23 protein-coding genes are annotated in these 23,888 nt (G+C 34.2%); 12 read left to right on the top strand and 11 right to left on the bottom strand.

The features are described 5' to 3' along the window. Nucleotides 1–10: 10 nt before the first annotated feature. Nucleotides 11–1,411 carry an anthranilate synthase component I family protein gene (locus tag C4F50_RS18330; RefSeq protein ID WP_194140099.1) on the bottom strand — a complete coding sequence of 467 codons (1,401 nt, stop codon included), beginning with the start codon at nt 1,409–1,411 and terminating at the stop codon, nt 11–13. Between the two features lie 295 nt (nt 1,412–1,706). Then, the gene (locus C4F50_RS18325) at nt 1,707–2,987 is read right to left on the bottom strand and encodes a hypothetical protein (protein ID WP_194140098.1); all 1,281 of its coding nucleotides are present in this window, start codon (nt 2,985–2,987) and stop codon (nt 1,707–1,709) included. Nucleotides 2,988–3,215: 228 nt separating this feature from the next. On the opposite strand from C4F50_RS18325, the gene C4F50_RS18320 reads away from it, so the two are divergent. Further along, on the top strand, nt 3,216–3,452 hold the full coding sequence (locus tag C4F50_RS18320) for a hypothetical protein (RefSeq protein WP_194140097.1): 237 nt from the start codon (nt 3,216–3,218) through the stop codon (nt 3,450–3,452). Then, nucleotides 3,443–3,766, top strand: a complete 324-nt coding sequence (locus C4F50_RS18315) for a type II toxin-antitoxin system RelE/ParE family toxin (protein WP_194140096.1) — start codon at nt 3,443–3,445, stop codon at nt 3,764–3,766. The genes C4F50_RS18320 and C4F50_RS18315 overlap by 10 nt, the downstream gene beginning before the upstream one ends. Before the next feature lie 60 nt (nt 3,767–3,826). Here the strand turns inward: C4F50_RS18315 and C4F50_RS18310 are convergent, their stop codons facing one another. The 7 genes from C4F50_RS18310 to C4F50_RS18280 all read right to left on the bottom strand — a co-directional run bounded on the left by C4F50_RS18310 (nt 3,827) and on the right by C4F50_RS18280 (nt 10,504). Beyond that, the gene (locus tag C4F50_RS18310; RefSeq protein WP_194140095.1) at nt 3,827–4,393 is read right to left on the bottom strand and encodes a YceI family protein; all 567 of its coding nucleotides are present in this window, start codon (nt 4,391–4,393) and stop codon (nt 3,827–3,829) included. A 37-nt stretch (nt 4,394–4,430) separates the two neighbouring features. Then, a complete protein-coding gene (locus C4F50_RS18305; protein WP_194140094.1) occupies nt 4,431–5,063 on the bottom strand; it encodes an NAD(P)H-dependent oxidoreductase in 633 nt (210 codons plus the stop codon). Between the two features lie 12 nt (nt 5,064–5,075). Next, nucleotides 5,076–5,534 (bottom strand): MarR family winged helix-turn-helix transcriptional regulator, encoded by a 459-nt coding sequence (locus C4F50_RS18300; RefSeq protein ID WP_194140093.1) that lies wholly within the window; start codon nt 5,532–5,534, stop codon nt 5,076–5,078. Between the two features lie 286 nt (nt 5,535–5,820). Next, entirely contained in the window at nt 5,821–7,398 is a 1,578-nt protein-coding gene (locus tag C4F50_RS18295) for a glycerol-3-phosphate dehydrogenase/oxidase (RefSeq protein WP_194140092.1), read from the bottom strand. A gap of 547 nt (nt 7,399–7,945) precedes the next feature. Continuing rightward, entirely contained in the window at nt 7,946–8,425 is a 480-nt protein-coding gene (locus C4F50_RS18290; protein WP_194140091.1) for a DUF6691 family protein, read from the bottom strand. Nucleotides 8,426–8,435: 10 nt separating this feature from the next. Then, complete coding sequence (locus C4F50_RS18285) at nt 8,436–8,999, bottom strand: YeeE/YedE family protein (protein ID WP_194140090.1); 564 nt, start codon at nt 8,997–8,999, stop codon at nt 8,436–8,438. Between the two features lie 89 nt (nt 9,000–9,088). Further along, the gene (locus C4F50_RS18280) at nt 9,089–10,504 is read right to left on the bottom strand and encodes an MBL fold metallo-hydrolase (RefSeq protein ID WP_194140089.1); all 1,416 of its coding nucleotides are present in this window, start codon (nt 10,502–10,504) and stop codon (nt 9,089–9,091) included. Nucleotides 10,505–10,732: 228 nt separating this feature from the next. Here C4F50_RS18280 and C4F50_RS18275 point away from each other — a divergent pair, with 228 nt between their 5' ends. From C4F50_RS18275 to C4F50_RS18250, 6 genes are all read left to right on the top strand, one after another. After that, nucleotides 10,733–11,323: an HD domain-containing protein gene (locus tag C4F50_RS18275; protein WP_194140088.1), complete on the top strand. Its 591-nt coding sequence runs from the start codon at nt 10,733–10,735 to the stop codon at nt 11,321–11,323. Nucleotides 11,324–11,561: 238 nt separating this feature from the next. Further along, complete coding sequence (locus C4F50_RS18270; RefSeq protein ID WP_194140087.1) at nt 11,562–12,908, top strand: cytochrome ubiquinol oxidase subunit I; 1,347 nt, start codon at nt 11,562–11,564, stop codon at nt 12,906–12,908. A gap of 2 nt (nt 12,909–12,910) precedes the next feature. Further along, on the top strand, nt 12,911–13,987 hold the full coding sequence (gene cydB / locus C4F50_RS18265) for a cytochrome d ubiquinol oxidase subunit II (protein ID WP_194140086.1): 1,077 nt from the start codon (nt 12,911–12,913) through the stop codon (nt 13,985–13,987). A 676-nt stretch (nt 13,988–14,663) separates the two neighbouring features. After that, a complete protein-coding gene (locus C4F50_RS18260) occupies nt 14,664–15,059 on the top strand; it encodes a helix-turn-helix transcriptional regulator (protein WP_194140085.1) in 396 nt (131 codons plus the stop codon). 572 nt (nt 15,060–15,631) lie between these two features. Then, nucleotides 15,632–16,036, top strand: coding sequence for a hypothetical protein (locus C4F50_RS18255; RefSeq protein ID WP_194140084.1), 405 nt, complete (start codon nt 15,632–15,634; stop codon nt 16,034–16,036). A 227-nt stretch (nt 16,037–16,263) separates the two neighbouring features. Then, complete coding sequence (locus C4F50_RS18250; protein ID WP_194140083.1) at nt 16,264–16,650, top strand: helix-turn-helix transcriptional regulator; 387 nt, start codon at nt 16,264–16,266, stop codon at nt 16,648–16,650. A gap of 127 nt (nt 16,651–16,777) precedes the next feature. Here C4F50_RS18250 and C4F50_RS18245 read toward each other — a convergent pair whose 3' ends face one another. Both C4F50_RS18245 and C4F50_RS18240 read right to left on the bottom strand, forming a co-directional pair. Further along, entirely contained in the window at nt 16,778–17,563 is a 786-nt protein-coding gene (locus tag C4F50_RS18245) for a sulfite exporter TauE/SafE family protein (RefSeq protein WP_194140082.1), read from the bottom strand. Nucleotides 17,564–18,065: 502 nt separating this feature from the next. Further along, a complete protein-coding gene (locus C4F50_RS18240; protein ID WP_194140081.1) occupies nt 18,066–18,698 on the bottom strand; it encodes a Crp/Fnr family transcriptional regulator in 633 nt (210 codons plus the stop codon). Nucleotides 18,699–19,056: 358 nt separating this feature from the next. On the opposite strand from C4F50_RS18240, the gene C4F50_RS18235 reads away from it, so the two are divergent. The 4 genes from C4F50_RS18235 (at nt 19,057) to C4F50_RS18220 (ending at nt 23,881) form a co-directional block, all read left to right on the top strand. Beyond that, nucleotides 19,057–19,368 carry a rhodanese-like domain-containing protein gene (locus tag C4F50_RS18235; RefSeq protein ID WP_194140080.1) on the top strand — a complete coding sequence of 104 codons (312 nt, stop codon included), beginning with the start codon at nt 19,057–19,059 and terminating at the stop codon, nt 19,366–19,368. A 77-nt stretch (nt 19,369–19,445) separates the two neighbouring features. Beyond that, nucleotides 19,446–21,026, top strand: a complete 1,581-nt coding sequence (locus C4F50_RS18230) for an NADP-dependent glyceraldehyde-3-phosphate dehydrogenase (RefSeq protein WP_194140079.1) — start codon at nt 19,446–19,448, stop codon at nt 21,024–21,026. 214 nt (nt 21,027–21,240) lie between these two features. Next, a complete protein-coding gene (locus tag C4F50_RS18225; RefSeq protein WP_194140304.1) occupies nt 21,241–23,118 on the top strand; it encodes a M1 family metallopeptidase in 1,878 nt (625 codons plus the stop codon). A 151-nt stretch (nt 23,119–23,269) separates the two neighbouring features. Continuing rightward, nucleotides 23,270–23,881: a hypothetical protein gene (locus C4F50_RS18220; protein ID WP_194140078.1), complete on the top strand. Its 612-nt coding sequence runs from the start codon at nt 23,270–23,272 to the stop codon at nt 23,879–23,881. The last annotated feature ends 7 nt before the right edge of the window (nt 23,882–23,888 follow it).

The raw sequence follows: 23,888 nt of genomic DNA, 5'->3' as shown, positions 1-23,888 counted from the left end.
GAAGCAAAAATTAAATTTTCTCTGCCATTTCAAGTGCTGTATTCAAAGCCCTTAATTTGTTATATACTTCCTGCATTTCGCTTTCTTCATCAGAACTTGCAACAATTCCGGCTCCTGCCTGACAATGCAGTTGATGATTTTTTGACAAGAAAGTTCGAATCATAATTGCGTGGTTAAAGTTTCCATTAAAATCCATAAAACCGATAGCACCGCCATAAAAGTTACGATTGGTTTTTTCGAAGTCTTCAATCAATTGCATGGCTCTGTGTTTTGGCGCGCCGCTCAAAGTTCCAGCAGGAAAAGTATCGGCCACAACCTGCATTGTGGTAGCTTTTTCGTGTAAATGTCCAGTAACTTTAGAAACCAAGTGAATTACGTGTGAGAAAAACTGAACTTCTCTGTATTTTTCTACATTCACGTCGTGTCCGTTTCTGCTTAAATCATTTCTGGCAAGGTCAACCAGCATAACATGTTCACTGTTTTCTTTTTTATCTTCAGAAAGTTGTTTGGCCAAAAGTGCATCTTGCTCGTCGTTTCCGGTTCTTTTAAAAGTTCCGGCAATTGGGTGAATTTCGGCTTTTCTGTTTTTTACGATAATTTGAGCTTCGGGCGAAGACCCAAATATTTTGAAATCTCCATAGTCAAAAAAGAACAAATACGGAGAAGGGTTGATGCTTCTTAAAGCTCTGTAAACATTGAATTCATCACCTTTAAAACCTTGTGAAAATCTTCGTGATAGTACCAATTGAAAAACATCGCCTCTGTAACAGTGTTTTTTGGCTAACGCTACATTTTGTTTGAATTCTTCATCTGTTAGATTTGAGAAACCTTCACCTTCTTTTGAAAATTTGTATGAAGCTATATTTCTCGATTGTAATAATTGCTCTATTTCGGCAATATTATTTTTTCCATCAACGCTGTGGCAGAAAATATAAGCCTCATTTTTAAAGTGATTGATGGCAATAATATTTTGGTAAACCGCATAAAATACGTCTGGAATTGAAGTTGCGGTATCTTTTTTGGCAATTGAAACTTTTTCGAAATAACGAACGGCATCGTAAGAAATGTATCCAAATAAACCGTTGTTGATGAATTTAAAATCGTTTTTTTCTGATTGAAACTGACTGGAGAATTCCTGAATTACCTGCGGAATATTGGTTGCAGCATCAATCTTAAAAGATTCTGAAGTTCCGTCGGGGAAAGTTTTAGCGATTACTTCATTTTCGATTTTAATAGTAGCAATCGGGTTGCAGCAGATATACGAGAAACTATTGTCATTTCCGTGATAATCACTACTTTCTAATAATAAACTATTTGGGAACTTATCTCTAATTTTAAAATAGATGCTCACCGGCGTTATAGTGTCTGCCAGAATTTGTTTGTAATGTGTGTTGAGTATAAAAGGTTTCAAAATTTATGTTTTTTAGTTTTTTAATTCTGTTTAAGTTTCGGCCAAAAAAAAAAGGCTTGTCGTGATGACAAGCCTTTTATATTTTATAGTTTTACAATACCATAGGAAGCTTTGTTCACGACGTCTGACGTAAATTGTTCCACCACCAAGTATTGTTTAAAATCGTGTTCATATCTGTTTTTTGTTGAAGCAAAGATATAAATGTAATTTGAATTGAAGAACATAAATTTTGAAAAAAAACTTTTATAATTTTTAAATTTTGTTAAATTTTTTATCTAAAGCCTCCTTCAAATCCTTAGTTTCCAATAGCTATCGTATTATTTACATTTAATCTAAAATCTGGATTTACTTTAATATTTGGAAGCATAAACAACTCTCCAAGCTTCATTTTTGTAAATTCTATACCATTTGCAGGGGTAACATAATAATTTTTTAAGCCAGAATTATTGCTGGAAGATTCACTTTCAATTCCTCCAGTACAATTGTTCGCAATAATGTTTTTAAGAGTAATTTTAGACAAATTAGCTTCACCATTTCCGATAGCACCTTCTAATAAAACAAACGGTTCAAATCCTGAAATAACACTATTCGTTAAACTAAAAAACGTATTTTCTTTAATGTGAGCCGATTCTCTCACTAATCCTTGATTGTTTTCTTCTAAATTAACCAAAGTGATATTGCTGGCGTTTATTTTGGTCATTTTTTTGGTCATGTCTGTGTTAGCGATTTTTTCATAAGAATCTACCTCAAAACATCTTGACCCGGAAATATCAGAAGAAAAAGGATGACGAATGGCAATGCTGTTGGTAATATTGATTTGGGCACCTTGCGTAAAATCAAAATCATCATCTGTAGTTCGATAGGAAATCAAATTACTCAAATTCAAATCACCGCCATAACATTCAAAAGAATCATCATTTGAAAAACTAATTTGAACATTGCTTACCACAGTTTTTCTGCCGACTCCTGCCAGAGAAAGGCCATTTAGCTCTTTTGATGCACTCAATTTTCTTCCTGCATATTCGATTCTAACATATTTTAGAATCCCAGAATTGTCCTCAGGATCTTGTCCGCCATAATGGTTTAAGTTTGCTTCAAGATCAAAAGGAAGTATATTGACACCTCCCAAAGTATTAATAGGCGCTTTTCCTAAAATAATTATACCTCCCCAATCACCTGGTTTTCTATTGTTTTTTTCATTTTCTGATGTAAAGACAATAGGATCAGTTTCAAGGCCTTCCGCCATAATTTTAGAACCATTCGTAATTACAAGCGTACCGCAGGTTTTATCATCACCTCGAATTACAGTTCCGGGTTCAATAGTCAAAGTGGCATTATTTGTAACGTACACAACGCCAACTAAGTGGTAAGTATTTCTTTTTAATAATCGGGTATCTTTATCAATTGTGCCGGCAATTATATTGGTTGCTTCATTATATTCATTTAAAGCTGGTTTAAAGTTAGTCCAGTTGTTCATCCAGTTTGAAGTACCGATAATTCCTTTTGGCTGTTGTTGTGCATGTAGAAAAAAGCTGCTAATCAAGGTAATAAATGCAATTCGTAATTTTGTTTTCATAACTATAATTTTAATTTCTAGTTTTTGATTTTATTTATTTCCCCAAAATTAGAAGCCGTATGTTAATCAAAGTCCTGATGCTTATTACGAAAGAGTTATGTTAGCATTAAGAACGTTAAGTTTTTGAAAAGAGTTAACTTTTTTTAGGTTGTAAATGCCTATTTCAAAATTGTTTGCAATTAAATTTTCATTTGAAGATAATTTGTAACTTTGATAAAAATAAAAGAAATGGATTTAGATACTCGAAAAGTGATTTTTATTAGAGACTTTCTTAAACTTGAAAGTGAGAAAGCAATTTCTCAATTTGAGAAACTGTTAAAAAAGGAAATTAAAGCAGATTTAGAATTAAAGCCAATGTCTATTGCCGAATTTCATAAACGAATTGATGCTTCTATAGATGATTCAAAAAATGGAAGAATTACAGATGTTGATGAATTAATTTCTGAAATTCAGAAATGGAGTTGAAAATTTATTGGACTGATTTTGCTAAAGCAGAATTAAAAAAGATTTTTGATTTTTATAAGAAGGAAGCTAGTGTAACTGTTGCAAAAAAACTTGTAGTCGGAATTACTGGGGAGACTCTGAAATTAAAACCAAACTCAACAAATGCGATAGGACAAAAAGAAGAACTTTTAGAAAGTTACTCCGAAGAGATACGATATTTGGTTTATAAAAATTATAAAATTATTTATTGGATTAATTTAAAGAAAAATTCAATTGAAATTTTAGATGTATTTGATACAAGACAAAACCCAATAAAAATTAGAAGAAGTACATAATAATAAACCCCAGCAATTAACTGCTGGGGTTTACTGTATTTATGAATTACGAAGCTTAAATTAGAATTTTAAAGCTACAGCTAATTCAAATTCGTCATTGATAGTTTTGTCTCCTAAACCTTCGAAGAAACTACCAGATCCGTATTTAATGTCGTATTTAGTTCTGTCAACTTTAAAAGCAGTTGTAGCAGTGTTTCCTTTTACAGTGATATCAAAAGTTACTGGTTTAGTAATTCCTTTGATAGTTAAATCTGCAGTTACAGTGTAAACGTCAGTAGATTTAGCACCAATAGTTTTGAAAACTAATTTTGCAGTAGGGAATTTTTCAGTTCCGAAGAAATCGTCAGCTTTTAAATGCCCGTTTAATTTTCCTTGGTATTCTCCAGTTAAATCTGTAGCAGTTAATGAAGTCATGTCAACAGTAAAGCTTCCTCCAGTTAATTTTTTTCCTTTGAAAACTACTGCGCCATCTTTGAAGTTTACAGTTCCAGAGTGCTCTCCAGTTACTTTTTTACCTACCCATTTGATAGTAGATGCTTTTACGTCGATTTTTTTAGTTTGAGCGTTTACTGAGATTCCAGCCGCTGCTACGAATAATGCTATTGCAATTGTTTTTAAATTTTTCATGTTTGTTAAATTAAAATTGAATTTGATTAATAAATAATTATAGAGTGATAAATAATTCTTCGTGAGATTTTCTAACTTTTTTAAAGTGCTGAGTACTGTCTTCTTCATGTCTGTAGCCTACAGTAGCAATTACAGAAGCATTTAAACCTAATTGGTCGAAACCTAAAATTTCGTTGAATTTAGCCGCATTGAAACCTTCCATTGGAGTAGCATCAATTTTTAATTCAGCAGCAGCATTTAATAAGTTTCCTAAAGCTAAGTACGTTTGTTTTGCAGTCCAGATGTTTTTTGCTTCTACAGGTAAATTTGAGATTACACCTTTCATCATATCGCTGAATCCGCCCAATGCATCGGCAGGAACACCTCTTGTATCGCTGATAGTGTTGATGTATTTGTCAACAGAACCTGCATCAAGGTTTAAATCGTTAGCAAAAATAAATAGGTGAGAAGCATCAGTAATTTGTGTCTGCCCGTAAGCAGCACCTTTTAATTGCTCTCTTAATTCTGGATTTTCAACGATAACTACTTTGTAAGGTTGTAATCCGTAAGAAGAAGCGCTTAATCTAACCGCTTCTTTCAGGGTATTTAAATCATCAGATGATATTTTTTTTGAAGCATCAAATTGTTTCGTTGCATAACGCCAATTTTGATTTTCTAAGAAATTGCTCATAGTTATATAAATTTATTTATTGGTTCTGTATTTTTCTAATAATTGGTTTAAGAACGTTAATTCTTCTGGCTTTAAATTTTCAGCAAACGTTTTCTCATGTTCGTCTACCTTCGGATCTAATTCTTTCAAAACATCCAATCCTTTTTGGGTAATCAAGACTTCAATTTTTCTTCGATTATCCGGACAAACATTTCGAGTTACAAACTCTTTCAATAATAATTTGTCTACCAGCCTTGTTGTGTTGCTTGTTTTAGCAAGCATTCGCTCTTGTATTACGCACATATTGGCAGGTTTCCCTTTTTGCCCTCTTAATATACGTAACACATTATATTGTTCTCCAGATAAATCATACGGTTTAATCAACTCGTTGAAATGATCCTGAACTACATTTTGTGTGTACATGATATTCAGAATAACTTTTTTCGCATTATCCATCTTAACCGTACTCTTAATAACCTCTTCAATTGTCATAGTCGTAAGTGTATAATTTGTATATACAAATGTAGAACTTTTAATAGTTGTATATACAAATGTTGTGTTAATTTTTTGTTAATATGATTAAACGCGCTTTTCGAAGAACGAAATGTATCAATTTTGGATATAAAAGTAAGATATTTTTTTAGTGTAAACTATTGATTTTATGTTGTTTAATGATTTTTTAAAATCTGAAACTAATTTTGGACTCAAAAAAACACTAAATCATATTTGTAAGATAGTTTTAAGCTAAAAAATGCTCAAAGTCAACACAATTTAAAAATTATTGGAATTCAGAAAGCAGAAAACCTTTTGCAACCTGCTTAAAATTCAAAATTTCTTGAGTAATCCAAGATTCATCATGCCCCAGTTCTTTGGCAATTAATCGAGCTGTTTGGTCTGAAACTGCTATGGCTGCTCTGGCATCTAAAAATAATAAGCGAACACGTCTTGCTAAAACATCGTCTACAGTTCTGGCCATTTCGTGTCGAACAGCCCAAACCACTTCTGCCCAGGTAAATTCGTGATCGGGATGTAGTTTTGCTTTTAATTCGGGTTCGTTTTCTTGCAGTGCTATTATATTTGGAATGTCTGTACCATATATATAAAGATGATTTTCTCTATCTAAAGAAGTAGTTGGTTTATTTCCATGAATAGATAAATGTTCTGTGCAACTTGCTTTTTGAGGTAATTTTCCCGTTTTGATTGCTTTGTTAATAATATCTTCCGCAATTTTTCTATAAGTGGTCCATTTTCCTCCAGTGATCGTAATTAATCCCGTTTCTGAAACGATGATTTTATGACTTCTGGAAACTTCTTTGGTACTTTTACCTTCTTCTTTCGGAGCTGCTAATGGACGCAAACCTGCAAAAACCGATAATACATCTGCTCGTGTTGGTTTTTTTGCTAAAAATCTTTGCGCTGTTTCCAGAACAAATTCAATTTCGCTTTCTAATGCAATTGGTTCTAAACTTTGTTTTTTAATTAAAGTATCGGTTGTGCCTACTACAATACTATTGTGCCAAGGAACAGCAAACAAAACTCTTCCGTCTTTTGTTTTCGGAATCATCAAGGCATTTTCACCCGGTAGAAAAGATTTATCAAAAACCAAATGAATTCCCTGACTCGGAACAATGTATTTTTTGTAAATGTTATCGTTGAGTTTCATGATCGCATTTGTAAAAACTCCTGTAGCGTTTATAACAGCAGAACCTTTTATGTTGTATTTAATGCCGCTTTCCTGATCAATTGCTTCAATACCAATAATTTGATTTTTTTCGTCTTTTATTAGATTACTAACTTTAAAATAATTTAAAAGACATGCTCCATTCTCTACAGCAGTCTGAGCCATGTTAACCGCTAGGCGAGAATCATCAAATTGTCCATCATGATAAATAACGCCATTTTTCAATCCAATTTCTTCGACGTTTGGAAGCAATTCAATTGTTTTCTTTTTCGAAAGAAATTTAGAACTTCCTAAACTCAAACGGCCCGATAACAAATCGTAAATCTTTAATCCGAAAGTGTAAAAGTAACCGCCAAACCAATGGTAATTCGGAATAACAAAAGATTGGTTTTTGACTAAATGATTGGCATTTTGAACCAGTAAACCTCTTTCTTTTAAAGCTTCTCTTACCAAATGAATGTCTCCCTGCTCCAAATAACGCACGCCGCCATGAACCAGTTTTGTACTTCTGCTTGAAGTTCCTTTTGCAAAATCTACGGCTTCGAGTAAAATAGTTTTATAATCGCGGGTTGCAGCATCAATCGCAGTTCCGAGGCCGCTTGCACCGCCGCCAATTATGATTACGTCCCATTTTTGTGTATTTTGTAATTCAGATAACTGTTCGGAACGGATCATATTTTATTTTGGTTTTCTAGGAAATGTTGTTCGAAAGCAAACTTAATGAAATGAAATTAATAATCGATGAAGAAAAGTTTTTGGTTTCAGGTTTCAGGTTTCAAGTTTCAAGTTTCAGGTTCAAGTTTCAAGTTTCAGGTTTCAGGTTTCAAGTGGATGTTCGAAATCTATAATGAAATTGGAAGTTTTATAGAGAAACGAATGTTTTTTATATTCCGTAGGAATATTTCGTCGGTAGAAAAAATGATAATATTGTTTTGCATTGTGTCCTGTAGGGACACGTGATTTTATGAAAATAACGCATTTTCCACAATGTGTCTCAAACGTTCCTACGGAACGTGTAATCGCAATCACATCTAATTTTCTACCAATGAGACATTCCTACGGAATGAATTGTTTCCTAAAAGCATCAAACCCGACAGATTTTAAAAACCTGTCGGGTTTACGTTATATTAAGTTACCTGAAACCTGAAACTTGAAACTTGAAACATGAACTTGAAACATGAAACTTGAAACATGAAACCTGAAACAAGAAAAAAACAAAATATTAATGAGGCAGTTTATCTTTAATCAAACCATAAAACCAAGTTCCTGCAATAGCACTTAATAAAGTAACGACAATTACAGTTGCTCCTGTGCCGATTTGAGCGAAAAGCGGTCCTGGACATGCGCCTGTAATTGCCCATCCGAAACCGAATAATAATCCGCCGTAGATTTGTCCTTTATTGAAAGTCTTTGGCTGGATTTCAATTTTTTCGCCCTGAAGGGTTTTAATATCGAATTTTTTAATCAGAAATACTGAAATTACTCCAACCACAACGGCACATCCTATTACGCCATACATAAAGAAAGATTCAAGATTGAACATTTCCTGAATGCGGAACCAGCTGATGATTTCGGCTTTTACAAATACAATTCCGAAAAAGATACCGACAATTAAGTATTTAAGATTTCCAAATGTGTTTTCTTTTTTCTGGCTGGCGTTGATTCCTTCGCCATCTATGCTTTTATTTTCTAAAGTATCCATTTTTGAAATTTTAAAGTGAAAGAATATAAGGCAGAATCAAAAGTGCCATGACAAAACCGCCAATCATAAAACAGATTGTAGCGACAAGAGACGGCCATTGTAGATTTGATAATCCCATGATCGCGTGTCCGCTGGTACATCCGCCCGCATAACGTGTTCCAAAACCAACTAAAAAACCGCCCACAACAATCATGATAAAGCCTCTAAGCGTAAGTAAACTTTCCCAAGAAAATAATTGTGCAGGAACCAAACCGCTATGATCGGTGATTCCATAACCCGCTAATTTCTCTGATAATGCAGGAGTAATTTCTACCGGATTTGGATTGGATAAAAAATGAGCAGCTATAAAACCGCCAATAAAAATTCCGAGAACGAAAAATAAATTCCAGCTTTCTTTTTTCCAGTTGTATTTGAAAAACGGAATATTCGCAGGAATACACATCGCGCAAATATGACGAAGTGAAGAACTAATCCCGAAAGATTTGTTTCCGATAATTAATAAAATTGGAACAGTCAATCCAATCAACGGACCTGCAACATACCAAGGCCATGGTTCTTTGATGATTTCTAACATTTTTTTTAGGTTCAAAGGTTCAAAGGAACAGAGGTTCAAAGGGAAAAACTTTGCAGCTTTGAACCTTTGTCTCTCTGTAACTTAAAAAATTATTTTAATACTTTACTTTGACAAACAAAATCTGACTTAGGAATATTCGTTTTAGAAATCGCCCCAAAACCGCCTTCAATTTCAGAGAAATTTCTAAAACCTCTTGCCTGTAAAATAGAAGCCGCGATCATACTTCTGTAGCCGCCTGCGCAATGCAGGTAAAAATGTTCATTTGGGTTAATGTCTTTTACCCAATCATTAATATAAGCCAAAGGTTTACTGAAAGCTTCATCAATATGTTCTGCTTCGTATTCTGTCTCTTTGCGAATGTCAACTACTTTATCTTCACCAAATTTAAATTCAGCTGCAAATTGCTCTGCAGAAATTCTATTAACAGTATCAGTTTCAAAACCTGCATTTTGCCAAGCTTCAAAACCTCCATCCAAATGTCCGATGATAGAATCGAAACCAACACGGCTTAAACGCGTTACCGTTTCTTCTTCCATTCCAATTGTGGTTACTAAAATAATGGGCTGTTTTACATTAGCAATTAAAGTTCCAACCCAAGGTGCAAAATCGCCGTTGATTCCAATATTAATAGACTGCGGAATAAATCCTTTACTGAAATCAGCTGCGCTTCTTGTATCTAGAATCAAAGCACCAGTTTCTTCTGCAATTGCTTCAAATTCTTTTACATTTATAGCTTTCATTCCGTTATGAAGAACAGTTTCGAAACTTTCGTAACCCTGTTTGTTCATCGCAACATTCATACTAAAGTAAGCAGGAGGAGGCAGTAAACCGTCGGTTACCTCTTGAATAAATTCGGCTTCGGTCATGTTGGCTCGCAAAGCATAGTTTGTAGCTTTCTGATTTCCGATTGTTGAAACCGTTTCTTTACTCATGTTTTTTCCGCAGGCACTTCCGGCACCGTGCGCAGGATAAACAATCACATCATCAGCAAGCGTCATGATTTTATCTCTTAACGAATGATACAAAATTCCAGCCAATTGGTCTTGTGTCATTCCTGCAGCTTTCTGTGCTAAATCTGGACGTCCGACATCACCGATAAATAAAGTATCGCCAGAGAAAATAGCGTGATCTTTTCCGTTTTCATCAATTAATAAAAAAGTAGTGCTTTCCATTGTATGTCCTGGAGTGTGTAATACTTTAATAGTGATTTTTCCGATTTTAAATTCCTGTCCGTCTTCTGCAGAAAGGCAGTCAAATTCGCAGGCAGCGTTTGGGCCGTAAACAATTTTAGCTCCGGTTTCTTTACTTAAATCAACATGCCCAGAAACGAAATCGGCGTGAAAATGAGTTTCAAAAATATATTTCAATTTTACCTCATCGCGTTCTAAGCGATCTAAGTAAGGCTGTGTTTCTCTAAGCGGATCTATAATGGCCGCTTCGCCATTGGAAGTGATATAATAAGCACCTTGTGCAAGGCATCCGGTGTAAATTTGTTCTATTTTCATGATAGGTATTATAAAAATGATGGGTTACAAAGGTAGGTTTGTTTTTTAATAAATTGGGTGACTAATGTTACAGAAATTAGGTTTTTGTGTAAAAAAAAGAATTTCACCATATAAGTGCTATAAGTTCATTTTAGATTGACTAAAAATATATTATTGTCTTAAATTTACTTATATCACTTATATGGAAAAAAAACTAAGTAATTTTGTTTTTTTACTAAAATCGAAAAAATGAACACACAAGACTTATTAGATCAAATCGCTTTTGTAAAAGAAATTGATAAAGTAAAATACATTCAGCGTAAGACAAAATTATTTAACAGCGACCGCTGCGAAAATGACGCCGAACACAGCTGGCACTTGGCACTAATGGCAATTGTTCTGGCAGAACATTCGAACGAACCGATTGATGTTTTGAAAGTCGTTAAAATGGTTTTGATTCATGATATTGTCGAAATCGACTCTGGAGATGTTTTTATGTACGACACAATCAAAAATCATGATAATACAGACGAAGAAAGAGTAGCGGCAAATAGAATTTTTGGTTTATTGCCCAAAAGTCAGGCAGAGGATTTTATTGCTATTTGGGAAGAATTTGAAGCAGGAGCAACCAACGAAGCCAAGTTTGCCAGATCTATGGACAGATTAGAGCCGTTACTTCAAAATACTTCAAACAATGGCGGAACTTGGAAAGAGTTCGGTGTGAATTACGATAAGGTTTATGAGAAAAAAAGCATAATCAAAAATGGATCAACATCTTTATGGAATTACGCCGAAGGTTTGATTAATGAAAGCGTTGAAAAAGGGATTTTGAAGAAATAATCAATAATATTCACGCAATCAAAATCAAACATAGCCTGGGGGTTCAACCGCGGGCAATGTTTTATCACGTAAATCTATAGATAATCTTTCATTTCTTGTAAAAAAGACCAAGTGTCATTTCTACTCTTTAAATTGTTCAAAAGTTTAACAAATATGGGGTGATAAACTTTTTTTAAAGGGCATTAATTCGGCTTTTAATGGGTAAATTTGTGGAACTTCATAAAACAAATTACTACTTATGGAAGAAATGCTCTTTTATGACCGAATGCAATTCGCGTTCACTATTACTTTTCATTATCTTTTTCCGCAGCTTACAATGGGTCTTTCGCTGATCATTGTTTACTTCAAATGGAAATATTTAAAAACTAAAGACGAACATTACAATCACGCCACCCATTTCTGGATGAAAATCTTCGCCCTCAATTTTGCGATGGGAGTTGTAACCGGAATTCCAATGGAGTTTCAATTTGGAACCAATTGGGCAAAATTCTCCGAATTAACGGGTGGAATCATCGGGCAGACGCTGGCAATGGAAGGAATGTTTTCTTTCTTTTTAGAATCTTCTTTCCTCGGAATATTTTTATTTGGCGAAAAACTGCTTGGACACAAATGGCATTTTGTAACCGGATTGTTAATCTGTATTGGTTCTTGGGCCAGCGGTTTTTTAATCATTGCAACACATTCGTGGATGCAGAATCCTGTTGGTTATGAAATTCTGGAAAACGGAAAATTTGTTTTGAATAATTTTCAAGCTTTGTTCTTAAATCCTTGGCTTTGGCCTTCGTATCTGCACAATCAAGCGGCGTCTCTGGTCACAAGTTCTTTTGTGGTTGCTGGAATTGGTGCTTTTTATATTTTGAGCAAAAAGAATGTTTCGTTTGGTAAATTGTTCTTAAAAACGGGAGTTATCTTCGGATTGATTTCGAGTATTGTTGTGGCTGTTCCAACAGGAGATTTACTGGCAAAAAATGTGGTAAAATACCAGCCCGTAACTTTTGCAGGAATGGAAGGAATTTTTCATACCGAAAAGAAAGGTTCAGAAATTGTTTTAATCGGCCAGCCGGATGTAAAAGACAAAAAGCTGGACAATAAAATTGCGGTTCCAAATATTTTGAGTTTTTTGACTTACGGAAATTGGAATCAGGAAATTAAAGGTCTGGATCAGTTTGAAGAAGATCTGCATCCGACCAATATTTCGGGATTGTATTATGCCTATCATATTATGGTAGGACTCGGAACAGTTTTTATTGGTTTAATGCTGATTTCGCTGCTTCAGTTAATTCGAGGTAAATTATTCCAGACCAAATGGCTGCTATGGTCGCTTATGTTCATGATGCCGTTTCCGTATATTGCCAATACAACAGGCTGGTACACGGCAGAGTTAGGAAGACAGCCTTGGCTGGTTTATAATTTAATGCGAACAGCATCTGGCGCATCTCCCACGGTTTCTTCGGGAAATACGTTATTTACCTTATTAGGTTTTATTGGTTTATACCTTTTACTAGGAATGTTGTTTTTGCTTTTGATTGGAAAAATTATCAATAAAGGACCTCATCATGTGGAACTTTCAACAGAAAAAATATAAGTATGGAGTTTTTTTGGTACGTAGTTTTAATGGGAATTCTGGCTGTTTATCTGGTTTTAGACGGTTATGATTTTGGTGCAGGAATTATTCATTTATTTTTTGCGAAAGAAGAAAAAGATAAAAAAGCGATTACAAGTGCCATCGGCCCGTTTTGGGATGCTAACGAAGTTTGGCTTATTGCTGCGGGAGGCGTTTTGTTTTTTGCTTTTCCGACTTTGTATGCTTCTTCCTTCAGTGGGTTTTATCTGCCTTTGATTATGATTTTGTGGCTTTTGATTTTTCGTGCCATCGGATTAGAAATGCGCGGACAAGTGCATCACCCGATGTGGGAAAGTATTTGGGATAAAGCTTTTGGAGTTGCAAGTTTGCTTTTGGCGCTTTTCTTCGGAATTGCTCTGGGGAATATTGTCCGTGGTGTCAATCTGGGAATGGTGCAAAACGGCGTTTCGACACAAGAAGCGCATTATTTCTTTCTCCCGTTGTGGAATCCGACTTTTAGTCCGCAGGCAAATGAATTGGGAATTATCGATTGGTTTACGCTTTTCCTGGGTATCGTGAGTGTTGTTGCACTGACGATTCATGGAGCAAATTGGGTTATTTACAAAACCAATTCGTCTTTGAATCCGAAACTTAAAAAAGTAGTTTTTGCCTTAAATATTGTTCTATTGGTTTTGGTTTGTATTTCGCTCCAAATCTGGCATTTTATTGAGCCGGAACCGTTTCATAATTTTGTAGAACATCCGCTGCTTTGGTTTTTTCCTTTAATGACTTTTGCGGGTATTTTAGGATTATTCAAAGTACGATCTTTCAAAAAAGATGGTCAGGCTTTTATTTTCTCGACCTTGTTTTTAGTCGGAGGATTTGCTTCGACGGCGGTTTCGATCTTTCCGAATGTTTTACCATCAACCAATAAAGTAAATCCCTCTTTGACAATTTACAACACTGCAGCAGGAGAATATGGTTTGAATGCTGGTTTGAGCTGGTTTTTTGTAGCCTTAGCTTTGGTGATTGTTTATTTTATTATTCAATACCGTGTTTTCAGCGGTAAAATGGATGATATCGGGTATGGAGAACATTGATTTTTTTGTTTGACAATAATTGCACGAATTTTAGCGAATTGATTTTTTTTAATTTTAATAATATGAATTGCCTCCAGCTTCAGCTGGAGGTTTTTTATTGAATTTGAATTGGGCTTTAGCCCAATGTCATTAAGTTAAGAGTTTTTCTCATTTATGTCATTTCGATTTCTATCATAGAGCCATTTTTTAAGGAGCCAATCCCGCTATCCGTTTCAATCTTTTTTATTTTTAAAGAAAAAATAAAAAAGGATTTCCACTTCTATCGGGGCTAGGACATTCATTTTCATAAGAATATTTCTTTTAATTTTGTCAGGCAGAGCGGAGTCGAAGCCACACAATCAAAATCGCCAATCTTTGCAGAATTACTATGCGGGGCTTCGACTCCGCTCAGCCTGACACTAAATGACATACTATTAGAAAAACAAGGCTTTTTTAGCCGTAGTTTTTGTTAATCGGGAATTTAGCGGATAGCAAGTTCGCCGTGACGAAAACGCCCCAAAAGACACAAAATAGTTTAATCTATTATGGAATAAACGGTTTTTTAGTTTAAGATCTTTTCTTGTGCGAAAAATTGTATTTTTGCTTATTGTAAATCTTCTGAGATTGTATTTTACGAATATGAATTTGTATTCTACCAAAATAGAAAATTTTAAAGAATTTTAAATATCTTTGAACTATGAGCATAGCAGCAAAACCAAAACACGTAGGAAGAAACATAAGCCGAATTAGAGAGCTTAAAGGAATGAAGCAGGAAGCATTGGCTTATGAAATTGGTATCAGCCAACAGACTGTTTCGAATATTGAATTGAGCGAAACAGTTGATCACGAAAGACTTTTGGATATAGCAAAAGCGCTCGGCGTTACTGTGGAAGCAATTGAAAATTTTTCGGAAGAATCTGTTTTTAATTTCTTTAATAACTTTTATGATAATAGCTCAAGTCAGGGCAATAGCTTTAATCAAGGTATGTATGCTACTTTTAATCCTTTAGATAAAGTAGTTGAACTTTACGAACGTTTGGTTCAGGCTGAAAAAGAAAAAGTAGAATATTTAGAAAAACTGCTTAAGAAGTAGAAACAAGAAGACTTTATAAAATCCGTTTTTTCCTTGAGAATAAACGGATTTTTCAATTTTAAACCTTAAGCAAAGATTAAAAGGCAAAAGATATAAATTGCCTCCAGTTTTAACTGGAGGTTTTTTGTTTTAATGTGAATTGGGCTTTAGCCAAAATGATAAAGTTTTGCTAAATCCTTTTTTGTCTACATTTATTTACCTCCATGTAAAGCTGGAGGAAATTCATTGAAATTTAAAACTAAAAACGTCATTTCACCCGAGTGTGCGTTAGGGATAGGAGCGGTATCCTTTTTCTTGCTTCTTTAGCAAGGAAAAGATACAAGCGGATAGCCCGGCCGGAGGCAACGCCACAATTATCACCTTTTGAGAATACTATATTTTAGCAGATAAAAAGTATAAGATAACTTTGACGAAAGATTTAATTACAACTCTTAGTTATATTCTATAATTTGAATTGTAGGAAAAAAAAGAGGGTATTGCGTAATATTGCGTATCTAAGAATTCTTCTCAGAATTTTTGAAGAAGAATTTCTTTCGAAAATCCCTAAATTTATTTATTACCTACTGATTATTATGCCTATTACAATTACGCCCGACAAGATTAAATTTTGCTATCAGTCTAAAACCTGGCAATACGATTTTGATGAAATCAAAGAACTTACAATTTTAAAGAAAAAGAAAACCTACTATCTCGAAAATGGTGCTTTTATGCTCACAACGGCGATTGCCTATTACTGCATGATTTTTTCTAACTTACCCGATTTGTACTATATAATTCCGGCTTTGCTTTGTTATACTTTTATCATAATATTGAGGTTTTATAAACCAGTAGAGTTTGTCTATTTTGTTTTAGTGAGAGATGTTTACGAAAAAGAAATGAAAACCAAAATTGCATTAAAGGATCGTATTGTGATTGGTAAACAGATTGATCAGTATCTGGAGCTTCAGTTTGAAAGAAATATTAAAAAAACGGCTTAGATACAGTAAAAAGATGTTTACAATCGGAATTTCAGAATATGATGTAATTTTCATAGTGGCAGCTTCAATGTATGGTTATGTTATAACTGCCAGAAAAAAATAATAAAACCACTGTTTGTTACCCCAGATAAGCAGTTTTAGAATACCCAAAAATAAGTATAGTTATGCTGTTGAAGAGTTCAACGGCGGGCTGTTTTAGCTATACATGACCCCAAATCAAACAAATTATGGCCGCAACAATTAAAAACAAAATTAAAAGCATTAGAGAGTTAAAGAATTACACTCAGGAATATATGGCAGAAAGATTAGGTGTAACACAGGCGGGTTACAGTAAAATAGAGAAAGGAAAAACTTCTTTGAGTTATGATAAATTGGTGGAAATTGGACGAATTTTAGACGTCAGTGTTGAGGATATTATTAGTTTTGATTACCACCGTTATTTCAATGGTTTTAATAAAATTACAGGAAATAACAACGGAAGTATTTTGATAAATACAGACAGCACCTCGGTTTTAAAAGAACTCTATGAAGATAAAATTGTGTTGTTAGAAAAACTCTTAAGCCGAACCGAAATCGAACTGGACCGCTACAAAGAAAAGTTTGGAGAGATTTAAAAAAGTTAGTTTCATCTTTGTCAAAGCTTTTAAACTTTGACAAAGATTGCACTACAAGTGAAACTAAATTCTAAAAATATTTAATTAAAAAGGTGCAGACTTTTAGGATCTGCGGGAAACTCTATGCTTAAAGCAAAATCTCTTTTGCAATAATGTAAAATCCCATTACAAGTACAAACCATCCAAAAAGCGGTTTTAGCTTTGTACCGTCTATTTTTTTAGAAAGCTTGCTGCCAATAAACATTCCGATAAGAGCCATAGCAGAAACGCTTAGTAAAAAATTGTAATTAATGGGAGTGCCGATATACAAATCGCCGGCAAAACCTATGGTTGAATTAATAGTGATGATTAATAATGAAGTTCCGACCGCTTGTTTCATAGGCAGATTGGCAAAGAAAAGAAGGGCAGGAATAATAAGGAATCCGCCTCCGGCACCAAGAAATCCAGTTACGATTCCGACTAGAAAACCAATAATGCTTAATTGAAGATAATTGGTTTCTGCCGATTTTGCATCTGGCAGCTTTTTCTTTATCATCGAAATCGCCGCGGTTATCATTAATACCGAAAAGATAATCATAATCAGAAAATCTTTTGAAACGGTGTAGGAAGCTACAGAAAACAATGTAGATGCGATTTGAGGAAATATGACTTCGCGGATAATCAAAATGGAAATTACAGAAGGCATGGCAAAATACAAAGCCGATTTTAGTTTTAGATTTTCCATTTTATAATGACTGTAACTGCCAAACATTGCAGTTAATCCAACAATAAACAAGGAATACGAAGTGGCCTGATCTGGATTTACTTTAAACAAATACACGAGAATCGGAATGGTCAAAATAGAACCGCCTCCGCCAATTAAGCCAAGCGTGATTCCGATTATGATTGAGGCAAAATAACCCAGATATTCCATTGCATTTGTTTTGATGCAAAGGTGCTTCGTAAATTAGAAACCTACAGTAACATTTATCACAGAAGAGTTTTTTTGTTTTTTTTTCAGCCACGAATTCACGAATTTTTTAATATAAACTGAAAAATATTTTTGAATTCGTAAAATTTAGGCGCAATAAAATAATTAATAAAATTCGTGAATTCGTAGCAAAAAACTATTTAACGTTTAATAACTCATAAACTGAAAAATATTTTTGAATTCGTAAAATTTAGCGCAATAAAATAATTAATAAAATTCGTGAATTGGTGGCAAAAAACTATTTAACGTTTAATAACTCAAAAACTGAAAGCATATTTTTGAATTCGTAAAATTTAGCGCAATAAAATAATTAATAAAATTCTTGAATTGGTGGCAAAAAACTATTTAACGTTTAATAACTCATAAACAGAAAACATATTTTTGAATTCGTGAAATTTAGCGCGATAAAATAATTAATAAAATTCGTGAATTCGTGGCAAAAAAACTATTTAACGTTTAATAACTCAATTTGATTTCGGTTAAGCTTAACCAAACCACGCTGTTCCATTTTTTTTAATAATCGTGATACTACTTCTCTTGAAGTGTTCAATTCGGTTGCGATTTCCTGATGCGATAGATTGACCTCAGAACAGCCGCAAGCATCAGAATGTCTTTTTAAGTAAAACTCCAAACGCTCGTCCATAGAACGAAAAGCAATATTATCAACCACTTCCAGCACTTCTTCAAAGCGGCTTCTATAGGTTTCGATTACAAATTCGTACCAAGAACGGTGCTCCATCATCCATTTATCCATCATCTGCAGCGGAATCATCATTACCGAAACATCTTCGACTACTTTGGCCATAATCTGGCTTTTTTCGCTTTTGGCCGTACAGATCATCGAAATGGCACAGGCTTGCCCCGGTTGTAAATAATACATTAAAAATTCGCCGCCATCTTCGCCTTCACGGTAGATTTTGATTTTTCCTTTCGTAATCAAAACGGTATTTTTAATATACTGTCCCGTTCTCATTAATATAGTGCCCGTTTCAAAATTTTGTAAAGTTCCGTTTTCTTCGATTGTAGCAATCAATTCTGAAGAGAAATTAGGAAAAATGATTTGTAGTGAATTTTGCATTGTGATGTTTTTTTGCCGCTAATTCACGTATGTACACTAATTTAATTCCTGAGAATTAATGCAATTCGTGGCGTGGGATTTTGTTAAAATCGAATCAAAACTTGTAATTAACTGCAAATATAGCCGTTTGATATCGGATTAATTGTCAGAAAACGGTTTTTAAGATTAATTTAATGCAAATGAAAAAATCCTATTTTCTATCGAATTTATAGACTATATTTTTAAAAATAGTAAGTAAATTTGTAATTCACTGATTATAATACTTTCTCTAAAACGTTTTCTGAGAATAATAATCGAAATCGCATTTAAGACGTTTTTTATAAATAGAAACGTCGTAATTTTACAAAAACACATTATTATGAATTTATCACAAGAAGATTGGGTTAATCAGCTAGCTGCTGACGAGAATGCAGTTATACTGGACGTAAGAACTGAAGACGAATTTAACGACGGCTATATTGAAAATGCAGTAAACATTGATATCAATAAAGGTCAGGGTTTTATTTATGAAATCGAAGAATTAGATAAAAATAAAAACTATTATGTGTATTGTCGTTCTGGAGCCAGAAGTGCTAAAGCATGTCAGATAATGAATGAGTTAGGTATTAATAATGCCTATAATCTGCTTGGTGGTATTCTGGATTGGGAAGGCGAGACCATACAACCATAAATACAATAGAAGAGGCATATAAGAGCCTCTTTTTTCTTTTTTAAACGAATTACCAGACCTATTAAATTACCAAAATTATGAGTTTTATACCAGAAGAATATCAGATTAATACGCTGATAAACCAAGATACGTATCTTGTAAATGGAGAATTGAAACAATGGACAGGACAGACTACACCTGTTTTTTCTACTATTTCTTCGACAGAAAAATATTCGCCTACTTTATTAGGCTCTATTCCTTTTATGGCAGAAAAAGAAGCTACTGAAGTTGTAGAAGCCGCTACTGCTGCTTATGACATGGGACAAGGCTTATGGCCGACAATGAAAGTGGCAGACCGTATAAAATGCATGGAAAACTTTGTGAAGCAAATGAAAGAAACCCGCGAAGAAGTAGTAAAATACTTGATGTGGGAAATCGGAAAATCATTGGGCGATTCGCAAAAAGAATTTGATAGAACTGTAGAATATATTTACGATACTATTGCAAGTTATAAAGAATTAAACGGACGCAGTTCGCATTTTGAAAAAGTGCAAGGCGTAAACGCTATGATTCGCCGCGGACCTCTTGGAGTTGTTTTGTGCCTTGGACCTTACAACTATCCTTTAAACGAGACTTTTTCGTTATTAATTCCAGCTTTGATTATGGGAAATACCGTAATTTTTAAGCCGGCAAAGCATGGTGTATTGTGTATTTCGCCATTATTAGAAGCCTTTAGAAGCAGTTTTCCTAAAGGAGTAATCAATATCGTATACGGAAGAGGCCGTGAAGTAGCTTCGCCAATAATGAAATCGGGTAAAATCGATGTTTTAGCCTTAATTGGAAACAGTAAGTCGGCTATTGCCTTACAAGATCAGCATCCGAACAAAAACAGACTGCGCTTAATTTTAGGTTTAGAAGCTAAAAACCCAGCCATTATTCTTCCAGATGCCGATTTAGATTTGGCTATTCAAGAATGTATTGCGGGTACATTATCTTTTAACGGACAGCGTTGTACAGCTTTAAAAGTACTTTATGTTCACGAGTCTATCGCAGAAGAATTTAACAAACGTTTTTCTGAAAAAGTAGACGCTTTAACTTTTGGAAATCCATGGGAAAAAGGCGTTTCATTAACACCGCTTCCAGAATCAGAGAAACCAAAATATATTCAAGGTTTAATTGATGATGCTACTGCTAAAGGAGCAAAAATCTTAAATGAAAAAGGAGGAAAACATACTGATAATTATATTTTCCCTGCTGTTTTGTTTCCAGTAAACCAAGAAATGAGAGTTTATCATGAAGAGCAGTTTGGACCTGTAATTCCGGTAATTTCTTTTAAAGACATCAAAGAACCATTAAACGATATGGCTGAGTCTAATTACGGACAACAGGTAAGTTTGTTTGGAAAAGATATTAAAACTCTTGCACCGCTTATAGATGCATTAGTAAATTTAGTTTGCCGCGTAAACTTAAATAGTTCTTGCCAAAGAGGACCGGATGCTTTCCCGTTTACAGGAAGAAAAGATTCTGCTGTTGGAACTTTAAGTATTCCAGATGCTTTGCGTTCTTTCTCAATCCGTACGTTTGTAGCTTCAAAAGATATTGCTTATAATAATGAAATTCTGCAGGAATTGCTTAACAGCAAAGAATCTAATTTTATTAACACCGATTATATTTTGTAGTTATCAAAGTTATATAGTATTTGTAAATTCCGTCTGTTTCGTTTTTGAGACAGACGGTTTTTTTATTTTAGATTTTTAGATTGGGATTTAGAATTTAAAATTGACTATTTCATTATTGAAGATTAAAATATTAAATTTACGCCCTGTGTGTAACATTTACAGAAAAATCTCCACTAATTAAATACCAAAAACATTTTAAAGACTGAGAATAATGATGAAAAAGAAAATTTTGCGTTTTGCATTACTAGTATTTGTTCTTTTTACCCAAATTAATTTTGCCCAAGAGCTTTATATGCCTCGAAACATAAAAGAAGCTTACGCAAAAGGAACTCGTTCGAAAGACGGAAATCCCGGAAAAAACTACTGGCAGAATCACGGAAAATATACAATGGAAATTACCGTTGATCCTAAAACGAAATTGGTAAGCGGGACAGAAACTATTGTTTATCAAAATAATAGTAAAGATACGCTGCGAAATATCGTAATCCGATTTGTGAATAATCTTCATAAACCTGCGGCGCCTCGCGGGAGTCTTGTAAGTGATGATTTTTTAAGCGAAGGGCTTACAATCACGTCTTTAAAAATTGAAAATGAAGTTTATAAAGAAGACGCAAAAAACTGGGGTACAGTAGGAAATGTAAAACTTAAGAAAGCCATTTTACCCAATTCAAAAACCACCCTTACTATAGATTGGAGTTATCCTTTGTCTAAAGAAAGCGGCAGAGAAGGGCAGATCGATGAGACTACTTTTTTTGTGGCTTACAGTTATCCGCGTGTTTCGGTTTTTGATGATTATAACGGCTGGGATAGATTACCCCATACAGACCGTCAGGAATTTTATAATGATTTTAATGATTACGTTTATTCGGTAAAAGCACCAAAGAATTATGTGGTATATGCAACGGGCGATTTATTAAACCCGGATGAGGTTTTGCAGCCGGAGTTTGCCTCGCGATTAAAGAAATCGTACACGACAGATGAAGTGCTGCATATTGCAAATGAAACAGAAATGAAGAATGGCGTTGTGACCAAACAATACGATTGGAATGTCTGGAAATTTGAAGCTAAAAACATCACAGATGTATGTTTTGGATTAAGCGACCACTATTTGTGGGATGCCAGCAGTGTTATAGTAGACAAGAAAACCAACCGTCGCGCAAGTGTACAAGCCGCATACGATATAAAAGGAACCGATTTTGTAAATTCGGTAAAGAACAATCAATATGCTTTGGATTGGTTTTCTAACAACTGGCCGGGAGTTCCGTATCCGTTTTCAAAAATGACCGCTTTTCAAGGTTTTGCCGATATGGAATATCCGATGATGTGCAACGATTCGCAGATGGGAGATGCAAAATTTGCTCAATTGGTTCAGGATCATGAGGTAGCGCACACGTATTTTCCTTTTTATATGGGGATCAACGAAACGCGTTATGCTTTTATGGACGAGGGCTGGGCAACAACTTTCGAATATTTAATCGGAATTGCAGAACATGGCAAAGAAGCTGCCGATAAATTTTACCAGGATTTTAGAGTAAAAGGCTATATCAATGATCGTTCTACAGAAGAAGATCAGCCTATCATTACCATGTCAACCCAAGTTTCGGGAGCTGGATATGGAAATAACTCTTACGGAAAAGCTTCTTTATCGTATTTAGCGTTAAAAGATATGTTAGGCGACGATGGATTCAAAAAAGCACTGCATCATTATATGGATACGTGGAATGGTAAACATCCGATTCCTTGGGATTATTTTAATTCTTTTAATACCGCGACAGGCAAAAATCTCAATTGGTTTTTTAATAATTGGTTTTTTTCGAATTCCTATTTGGATCTAGCGGTAAAAAGTGTTTCAACAGATAATAAAGTAATTACAGTAGAAAATATTGGTGGTTTTGCTATTCCGTTTGATGTCAACATTACTTACTTTGATAACTCAAAAGAAACGATTCATCAAACCCCTGCAATTTGGGAAAAGAACCCAAAGACTGTTAAAATAGTTTTGAAAAACACGAAAAAAATTAAAGAAGTACAGCTTGACGGGGGTATCTTTATGGATGCAACACCCCGAAATAACAGTTGGCCAGCAAAATAAAAACACATTAAATACTGTAAAAAAAATCTTTCTGTTAAGAAAGATTTTTTTTGTTTAGAACCTTTTTAAATAATGAAAAAATACGGAAAAGCGTAAGAAAATATAGATTTTTAATGTAGGTTTGCAGGGAATCCCAAAACCTACTATATTAATGAAAAATTACGTTCTTTTTATCGTTTTGTTAGTTACTTCTCATGTTTTTTCGCAGAATGACCCTAAATCTGCATTCCAGAGAGGTAAGTATGAGTTAGCGGTTTCTTATTACAAGAAAGCTGATTTTGTCAAAGCTATTGACTTATTTTATTTAGCTGCCAAACTCAAACCAGAAAATGAAATTGGTAAAGAATCAATTAAGAAAGTTGATTCTTTGAGAGAAATTTTAAGAAAAAATATTATTACGCAAGTAATTGGAACTTGGAAAAAAGCTGGTAATCAGCCATTATGGGCAAGTGCGAGTGCTAGTACCATGAGTCAGTCTGAAGTTGACGAAATCATCGAGATCAGTGAAAACGAAATTGTTTTTTATGAATTAAATAAAAAAACAAATCAAAAAAAGCTGCTAAAAACAGAAAATCTGGTATACAGTGATAAATGCTCAGCTTCTCTTTATTCTGAGATTGTATTATCAGACGGAACAATTTGGAATTGTACAATTAATGACAAATTAAATGTTCTTCATGTTATAAATGTTGCGGTTCAAAAAGATGGTGGTATTGAAAAAATCACCACCAATAATCAGGAACGTTTTTACATTAAAATATAAAAAGCAA

Source organism: Flavobacterium hungaricum, from assembly GCF_015182285.1.
Classification (GTDB): Bacteria; Bacteroidota; Bacteroidia; order Flavobacteriales; family Flavobacteriaceae; genus Flavobacterium; species Flavobacterium hungaricum.
The sequence above is the reverse complement of the archived record's forward strand: the minus strand, read 5'-3'. Positions and strand labels throughout refer to the sequence as shown.